Here is an 8182-nt window from a genome sequence, read left to right as displayed (position 1 = left end):
AATGAGTAGATAAATGGCAAATAGAAAATAATAAAATTATAAGTTTTTGATTTTATTTGTTTAAAAATATTTAATTATTGGGGGCATTGAGCGGTATTGACTAGAATGACATGGAATCATTCTAGTCCTTTATTAAATTAAGCAAAGTTACGAATCATATGTCGCACATTTGTTTTTGCATCAATAACCGTCATAAATGTATAGGCCCCAATAAATTTACGGCTAATAAACATAAATTCTTTTGGAGGCACTGAGAAATAACGTGATGCCATCGATTTACTTGCTTGCTGCATAACACGGCTGTGTAACTGGCTTTTCTTCCAGTCATAACGTTCATGTTCATCCATAAGGCCAGCTGGCATGTCTGGATTATTTGCAGGGGTACTAAACGCTTCTGTCGCGATTAAAAAGACATCGGCCATACCGGGTTTAATACTTTCAGGCATTGCCTCAAAAAACTCATATCCAGTCATTGCTTGGACCATCGCATTTTTATCATGCTGATAACCAGCCTGAATTAAATTACGTGCAACTGATAACAAGTGTTCATCAAACTGACGGATAGCACCAAAATCTAGTAATACAATCTTATCTTGAACATCTTGGCCATTACCTAAACGGACGAGGTAGTTACCGAAGTTAGGGTCGGTTTGCATTTCGCCCCATTCAAAAATTTCACGAACTGCAATTTCGAGTGAAGCTTCGCCGAGCTGATTACGACGCTCTTGAGGCAAAGACAACATCACAGGGCTATTGATTGGAACACCGCGTTCGAAAGTCATGCAAAGTACTTGATTGGTACAATACTCATCTACAATTGTCGGAACAATATAACGCTCGTCATCTTTTAAGCGGTCACCAAAACGACGGGTAGTGGCAGCTTCAACATCATAGTCAACTTCGCGATGCATCATTTCACGTACTTCATCAAACCACTGATCGAATTCACGAGTTTGTGGCACCATACGTGTCAGTTTAAGCATATTTTTAAACAAGCTCATATCTGAATCAATTGCATTTGCAACGCCAGGATATTGGATTTTTAAGACTAACTCTAAGCCGTCTGATTTACGTGTTGCACGATGTACTTGTGCGAGAGAGGCCGTTCCAATTGGTTCATGATCAATTGTTAAATCATTTAATTTAGCACCCAGTTGCTCTTGTAGATGTGGCTTAATTGCAGGCCAATCTAAGGCAACGGTTTGGTTATTTAGGGTATTTAATGCCTGTGTAATCTCTTCTGGTAAAAAGTGTTCACCATAAAGAGCCATCATTTGGCCAATTTTAACAATAGAACCCTTAAGTTTACCTATTTCAGAAACCAGATAGTTAGCTTGTTCGCTCATCGCTTTTTTGCGTTTCTTTTCCTTTTCTTCTTCATTAGAAAATAAAGAAGAGGCACTTGCAGTTGCCCAACGTGTTCCTGCAAGTAAAGAAGCTTTCGCGATTGATAAGCGTCGATCCATGGAAGAAGTTTTTAAACTCTTAAGCTTATCTTTCTGATTTGACATGAAAATAGAATCCTATGCGCATCATGCAGCCAAACGCTGGTGATCTAAAATTGTAACGAATATTACATGTTTTGAGCGTATTAAAATAGTTCTCTCAGACTGAATGATAGGCCGAAATGGTCATCTTTATTCCAATAATTCTTAAATAGCCTAAGCAATTTGGAAATTTAAGAAATTAAAACAATTCAGATGAGTAAAACTAAGATAAAACAGATCTTTGATAACAAAATGGATTACATTTTAAATTGAATCTTTAATTCAGATTTCTGCATCAAATGCAGACGATTGGTCTGAATATGTTGCAATAACATCTGTTTGACTGAATCATGCATAAAACCAAGTGCATGAGCTTTTACAATAATGATGCTAGGAAGGGTGTAAAAGAAGTACTTAACATCATCAAGAGTTGCGTTATTAAAAATACCTTGTTCAATTAACGTCTGCTGCAAAAACTGCTTTTCGTTTAATACAGAATCTGAAGATTCATCCCAAAAACGGTGACGCATCGCCATCAGATTGTTGTGTTTATAACTCATAAAATTGTCAGCTCAGACTTCAAATCTAAATAAAATATATGGAGTCGAGCAACGAATATCAAGTTGAGATTATTTTTTCTTCAGTTGCTGTTTGAATTTTTATGTAACTCTTGTAAATAGCCTAAGCAAATTTAAAAATTTTTCTAAAAAAACTATAATCGAAACAATTTCATCTATAACACCACTTATCATGACTCCTGCATGTAGATTGTTAAAAAGTAATAAAATCGAATTTTCTATTCATGAATATGAACATGATTCAAATGCCAAAAGTTTTGGATTAGAAGCAGCCGAAAAATTAGATTTAGATGTAAACGAAGTATTTAAAACTCTAATGGTAAGTGACGATAAAAATTATTTCGTTGCTGTCTTGCCAGTTAATCACCAATTAAATTTAAAAAAAGTAGCTACGGCGTTTGGATGTAAAAAATTACAGATGGCTAATCCTAAAGATGCCGAACGTTTAACAGGATATTTAGTAGGAGGGATTAGTCCTTTAGGCCAAAAGAAACGATTAAAAACGGTCATTGATGCATCAGCTCAAAACTTTAATAAAATTTATGTAAGTGGGGGAAAAAGAGGGCTAGATATTGGTTTAAATCCAAAAGATTTAGCTCAGCTTTTAAATGCTCAATTTGTTGATGTACTTGATCAATAATAATGGCTTAAAAACTTACTTTAAGAACTAACCATGATTCTCTATCTATATTGAGAAAATACTTTGTACAGATCTTTTTTTAAAAGAGAGAAGCACAAATAATGAAGAAAAAGCTTGAACTATTAAATGAAAATGATTATCATTATTGATAATGGCAGTGTAGCTATTTTCTAATAAGGAGCAAAGACATTAGTTGTAATATCAATCTTATATTCTATTCGTTCATGCTCATTTTCTTATGAATTTTAGAGTTATACCAGAAGCACCAACAATGAGAATAGCGAAAGGTGAGTTGATTTCTGGTATGTGACACCTGCGAGACATTATAAAAATATGCAGGTTCAAGTAGCGGTAAATGGAACTAAGAAAAATAAATACTATCAGCGCAACAAAAAGAATAAATCAAGAACGGCAAGCGAGGATGGCTTGCTGTTCTTGCATTTACAGTTAGCTTCATACTTATTTATATTGTTCAACCTTTTTAGAGTATTAACAGGACTCAGTAACAGATCTCTTATATTTTTGATTAAAAAATAACCACTAATGTTTCATTTATTAATATCCCGCCTTTTTAACCAATTTTTTGTATACCCTGAATAAAACATGATCAAAAAAGAGGTAAAAGCGTGCTTATTTTTCATGGAAAACCTGTTCATGGAGCAATTTTTGATATGGATGGGACAATGTTTGATACTGAGAGGTTGCGGTTTCAAACATTGCAACAAGCATCTCAAGAACTCATTGGACAGGAGTTTTCACACGAATATTTAATGCAATGTTTAGGTTTAAGTGCAACTACTGCTGAACAATTGGCTCAACGTTTATATGGCGTAAATGTTCCCTATAAAGAAATACGAAAAAGAGCCGATGAGATGGAACTCGAATATATTCGAAAACACGGCGTACCGATTAAAAAAGGTTTAGTTCAAGTTTTAGAACGTTTACGAAAATCTGGCTTAAGAATGGCTGTTGCGACTTCAAGCCGTAGAGCAATTGCCGAAGAATATTTAATTAATGCGAATGTTTATAAATTTTTTGATGTGATTACCTGTGGTGATGAAGTCGAACAAGGAAAGCCGCATCCTGAAATCTTTTTAAAAGCTGCTAGTCAACTTCACTTGGATGCTAACCAGTGTCTTATGTTTGAAGATTCTGAAAATGGTTTAACTTCGGCTCACACTTCAAAAGGTTTGACGATTTTATTAAAAGATATTAAAGAACCAAATGATGAAATGCTGGAAAAAGCACATTTTTATTATGATCAGATGTATGACTTGTTAACTGATCTCGACCAATTTATTCCTGTTATGGATATGCCAGATATGCAGGAGCCTTTTCCGCAAAGCCTAAATCAACTGACGGTTGGAATACATGGTTTCGGTGCTATTGGCGGTGGTTATATAGCGCAAATCTTGTCACATTGGGATGGGTACACAAAACCAAAGAGAATTATTGCTTCAACACGTAATAGTCTTTTTCGAGAGGCTGTGAATGCATTTGGAACTTATAGTATTCGCTATGGTCAATTTTCTTATGATGAACGTATTGAAAATATGACCATTGTTGATTCTGACAATGAACAACAAATGTTAGAGATGTATACACATTCAAGTTTGATTGCACTTTGCTTACCTGAGCAAGCTATAGAGGCTGAGTCAAAAATAATTGCAAAAGGATTATATGCGCGTTTTAACTCGCCCCTTGAAACATGTATTGAACCGTTAACTTTTCTAATTATTTTAAATAAAGTCGGTGCGAAATATTTGGTTATGAAGCATCTTAGAGAAGCTCTACTCGAGTTAACTAACGATGAAGATGTAACTGAGCATATTTTAAAAGAACATTACTTTTGCGACACCGTTGTAAACCGCATGGTTTCGAAACTATCTAATCAAAATTTATATCGCCAACTTCGCATTAAGCATCACTTTCTTGAACAGCATTTATCTGATGTGGAGCATGAAGAACAAGTCGAAATTGAAGATTGCAATAAACTGTCCCAAGATCAGCAAAATCAGGCATCTTTATATGTTGATAACATGCGCCGTAATTTCCAGCCAGGTCATATATTACAAAGCATGGACCTAATTCTGTTTCATAGCGAAACGGATATGCCAATTTATGTAGAAAAAGGCAGCCCTTTACTCGAAAAGTTACGTCAAGTTGTCTTGGTTAATCAGATTACAGATATACAATTAATCAAAAACCGACTATGGAATGGCGTGCATGCCATGCTTGCTTGGTACGCATCTCTACTAGGTTATGAATCTATTGGTGTTGCCATGGGTGATCATTCAGTTAAAGCATTTGCAGAAAATTTAATTAGAGAAGTAAAGCAAGGGCTTGCAATTGTATTACCTAACTATGCAAAAGATTTGGATCGCATGGCACAAAGTTTTCTAGACTCATGTGAATATGCATTTAAAGACCCTTGTCAACGAGTGGCAAGAGATCCACTTCGTAAATTAACTCATAATGAAAGAGTAATTGCGTCAATTGAGGTAAATATAGGTCATGATTTGCCTTATAAAAACCTATTAAAAGGCGCTGCGCTAGGGTATGCCTATGCAATTCAATATTTAGAAATTGAAGAGGCTGATGCGATTAAACATTTACAGCAGCAAATTCAGAAATTGGATATGAGTACTGCCCAAAAAAGCCGACTTGAAGTTGAGTTAACGCAATTAGTTCAATATTTATTTTCTGAACAAGGCAAACAGCCTTTAAACATGAATATTACCAACTCCAAAAGTATGCGCACTCAATATGCTTAAGTTCATTTAAATAATTAATGTTCTACAACTGAAAGGCAAACATGCTTTAATACAAAAATTGAATGATTTTGAATTAAAGTTGTGCTGCTAAAACCTTCGACGTTCATGGTGCCAACATCTATACGGGATTATACCGAATGGCATCTTGGGCGCCAAAATTATGCTTTATGGTATTTAGAAATTAATGATCAAAAAATAGTTGATTATTTAGATGCCTTGCGCGCGCATTTTTCAGAATTCTTATTAGAACCCAATAGCCGTCAATATCATATCACGCTGTTTATATGTGGATTTTTAAACCACGAAACCAGAATGTATAGTGATGACTTTAGTTTGAGTGAGTTAGAGCAGCAAAGGGAAATTTTAAGAAAAGAAGATATTGCACCATTTCGATTAAAAATTGGTTCGGTTGATAGCTTTAGTAGTGCTTTATTTGTAGAAATACGAGATACCGAAAATATCTTATCTCAAATACGCCAAAAGTTAGGTTTAGTGTCTAATGAAATTGCGGCTTTAGAATATTGTCCGCATATTACTTTGGGGTTGTATAAAAAAGACTATAGTAGTGATTTGATTTTACATAAAATTTCTCAATTACCTGTACAATACAAACACGCTGAATTTAGTCTTAAAGTTAAGCATTTAACGTTTGGTTATTATCAGGCTCAAACTTTACAGGGTAAGTTATATCCATCTCAGCATTTGTTCTTAGGTGATTCATGTTGCAACTGATTTTGGGTGGAGCCCGTTCTGGAAAAAGCCGACTGGCTGAACAAACGGCAATAAATACGCAATTAGCTGTCACTTATGTTGCTACGGCGCAAGCGCTTGATCCAGAAATGCAAAGCCGAATTGCACACCATCAAAACCAGCGTCCTGCTCACTGGTCTTTGGTCGAAGAACCATTATTTTTGGCAAAAACTTTACAAAAAATTGATCGACCTAACCAAATTATTTTGGTGGACTGCTTAACGCTCTGGCTAACGAATTTGTTACTTTTAGAAGATCAAAGTATTCAACAATTTGAATGTGAGCAGCTGTTAAAAGTTTTACCTAAGCTTGAGTCAGAAATTATTTTAGTAAGTAATGAAACAGGACTTGGGGTTGTCCCGCTCGGCGATATAAGCCGCCGTTTTGTCGATGAAGCAGGCAGACTACATCAAGCTTTAGGACAAATTGCAGATAAGGTTGTGTTTTGTGTGGCTGGTTTTCCAATGATTTTAAAAAGTGAGAAGTAAAATGAACTGGTGGTTAGAATCTGTACAGCAACCTAATTTGGACGCAAAACAACAAGCAGAACAACATCAACTCCAACTCACAAAACCTACTGGTGCCTTAGGGGATTTAGAACTGATAGCAGTTAAACTTGCCAGTTTACAGTCAAATGCACATCCACAAGTTAACCATCCATGGATCACCATTTTTGCGGGCGATCATGGCGTGGTTGAAGAAAATATCTCTGCATACCCTCAAGCCGTAACTCGTCAAATGCTGCAAAACTTCACGACTGGTGGGGCAGCAATTAGTGTAATTGCCAAATATCATCAAGCTCATTTGCAAGTGATTGATTGCGGTACATTAGGTGAAGCGTACGAATACGCAGGCGTTGAACGTCATTGTATTCGTGCTGGTACGGCAAATTTTGCCAAACAAGCTGCAATGAATGCAGATGAATGTCGTGCTGCTTTAGAGTTAGGTAAAAATAGTGTAGATACGGCTAAAGCCGAAGGTGCAGATATTTATATTGCTGGTGAAATGGGAATTGGAAATACCTGTTCTGCTTCTGCCTTAGCATGTCTTTTATTAAATGATACTGCCGAACAATTAACTGGAGTCGGGACAGGAATTGGTGCCGATCAGTTAAGACATAAAATTGAAGTAATTGAACAAGCAATCGAGCTTCATCATAAACATGTTACTGGTGATGCGTTCAAAACATTGTGTGCAGTTGGTGGGTTGGAAATTGCGGCAATTGTAGGTGCTTATATTCGATGTGCGCAGGTAGGTTTACCTATCATTGTAGATGGCTTTATTAGTTCGGTCGCTGCTTTATGCGCGGTACGAATGAACCCTAAAGTACATGACTGGATGTTATTTGGCCATCAATCGGCAGAATATGGTCATCGCCGTATTTTGCAGGAACTCAATGCAGAGCCGATTTTAAAAATGAATTTGCGTTTAGGTGAAGGTAGTGGTGCTGGTACTGCCTTAGCATTAGTTAAAATGGCATGTGTATTACACAACCAAATGGCTACCTTTGCTCAAGCTGCTGTAAGCGGGGATAAAATTGGGTAAATTCAGGATTGATTTGCTCAGACATGGCGAGAGTCAATATAGCCATACTTTACGTGGACATTTGGATGATGAGTTAACGGCAAAAGGTTGGCAGCAAATGCAGTCAACCATTGAGCAAGTTGCAAATCAGTCATGGGATGTCATTATAAGTTCATCATTAAAACGTTGTGCTTGTTTTGCTGAGCGACTTGCGAAGACAACTGGACTCCCTTTACTTTTAAGCCATGACTTAAAAGAAATGTTCTTTGGAGATTGGGAAGGCATTTTAACTCAGCAAATTTATGAAACTTCACCAGAATTGCTGGCAAATTTTTGGGAAAAACCAAGTCAATATTGTCCGCCTGGGGGAGAAACATTAATGCAATTTCAAATAAGGGTTTTGAAGGGTTTTCAAGATTTGCTTGTACA

The 8182-nt window shown here is 36.2% G+C and carries 8 protein-coding genes; 6 read left to right on the top strand and 2 right to left on the bottom strand.

Features of this window, described 5'->3' with window-relative positions:
- Nucleotides 1-137 precede the first annotated feature (137 nt).
- Both NL42_RS12475 and NL42_RS12470 read right to left on the bottom strand, forming a co-directional pair.
- A complete protein-coding gene (locus tag NL42_RS12475; protein WP_461312981.1) occupies nt 138-1511 on the bottom strand; it encodes an ABC1 kinase family protein in 1374 nt (457 codons plus the stop codon).
- Between the two features lie 233 nt (nt 1512-1744).
- Nucleotides 1745-2047 carry a hypothetical protein gene (locus NL42_RS12470; RefSeq protein ID WP_004792622.1) on the bottom strand — a complete coding sequence of 101 codons (303 nt, stop codon included), beginning with the start codon at nt 2045-2047 and terminating at the stop codon, nt 1745-1747.
- A gap of 190 nt (nt 2048-2237) precedes the next feature.
- On the opposite strand from NL42_RS12470, the gene ybaK reads away from it, so the two are divergent.
- The 6 genes from ybaK to NL42_RS12440 form a co-directional block, all read left to right on the top strand.
- Nucleotides 2238-2705 (top strand): Cys-tRNA(Pro) deacylase, encoded by a 468-nt coding sequence (gene ybaK, locus NL42_RS12465; protein WP_004792620.1) that lies wholly within the window; start codon nt 2238-2240, stop codon nt 2703-2705.
- 626 nt (nt 2706-3331) lie between these two features.
- The gene (gene mtlD, locus NL42_RS12460) at nt 3332-5479 is read left to right on the top strand and encodes a bifunctional mannitol-1-phosphate dehydrogenase/phosphatase (protein WP_461312980.1); all 2148 of its coding nucleotides are present in this window, start codon (nt 3332-3334) and stop codon (nt 5477-5479) included.
- Nucleotides 5480-5584: 105 nt separating this feature from the next.
- Nucleotides 5585-6211, top strand: a complete 627-nt coding sequence (locus NL42_RS12455; RefSeq protein WP_461312982.1) for a 2'-5' RNA ligase family protein — start codon at nt 5585-5587, stop codon at nt 6209-6211.
- On the top strand, nt 6199-6717 hold the full coding sequence (cobU, locus tag NL42_RS12450) for a bifunctional adenosylcobinamide kinase/adenosylcobinamide-phosphate guanylyltransferase (protein ID WP_461312979.1): 519 nt from the start codon (nt 6199-6201) through the stop codon (nt 6715-6717). Before NL42_RS12455 ends, cobU begins: the two co-directional genes overlap by 13 nt.
- A gap of 1 nt (nt 6718) precedes the next feature.
- Nucleotides 6719-7774 carry a nicotinate-nucleotide--dimethylbenzimidazole phosphoribosyltransferase gene (cobT, locus tag NL42_RS12445; RefSeq protein ID WP_461312978.1) on the top strand — a complete coding sequence of 352 codons (1056 nt, stop codon included), beginning with the start codon at nt 6719-6721 and terminating at the stop codon, nt 7772-7774.
- The coding region (locus tag NL42_RS12440; RefSeq protein ID WP_461312977.1) for a histidine phosphatase family protein at nt 7767-8182 on the top strand (416 nt) is incomplete at its 3' end. The genes cobT and NL42_RS12440, both read left to right, overlap by 8 nt.

It is taken from the genome of Acinetobacter sp. GN11, assembly GCF_054823985.1.
The sequence above is the reverse complement of the archived record's forward strand: the minus strand, read 5'-3'. Positions and strand labels throughout refer to the sequence as shown.

Excerpts from the sequence above, each read along its gene's own strand:
- NL42_RS12475 (WP_461312981.1), bottom strand. The coding sequence starts at position 1,511 with ATGTCAAATCAGAAAGATAAGCTTAAGAGTTTAAAAACTTCTTCCATG.
- NL42_RS12470 (WP_004792622.1), bottom strand. The coding sequence starts at position 2,047 with ATGAGTTATAAACACAACAATCTGATGGCGATGCGTCACCGTTTTTGG.
- ybaK (WP_004792620.1), top strand. The coding sequence starts at position 2,238 with ATGACTCCTGCATGTAGATTGTTAAAAAGTAATAAAATCGAATTTTCT.
- NL42_RS12455 (WP_461312982.1), top strand. The coding sequence starts at position 5,585 with ATGGTGCCAACATCTATACGGGATTATACCGAATGGCATCTTGGGCGC.
- cobU (WP_461312979.1), top strand. The coding sequence starts at position 6,199 with ATGTTGCAACTGATTTTGGGTGGAGCCCGTTCTGGAAAAAGCCGACTG.
- cobT (WP_461312978.1), top strand. The coding sequence starts at position 6,719 with ATGAACTGGTGGTTAGAATCTGTACAGCAACCTAATTTGGACGCAAAA.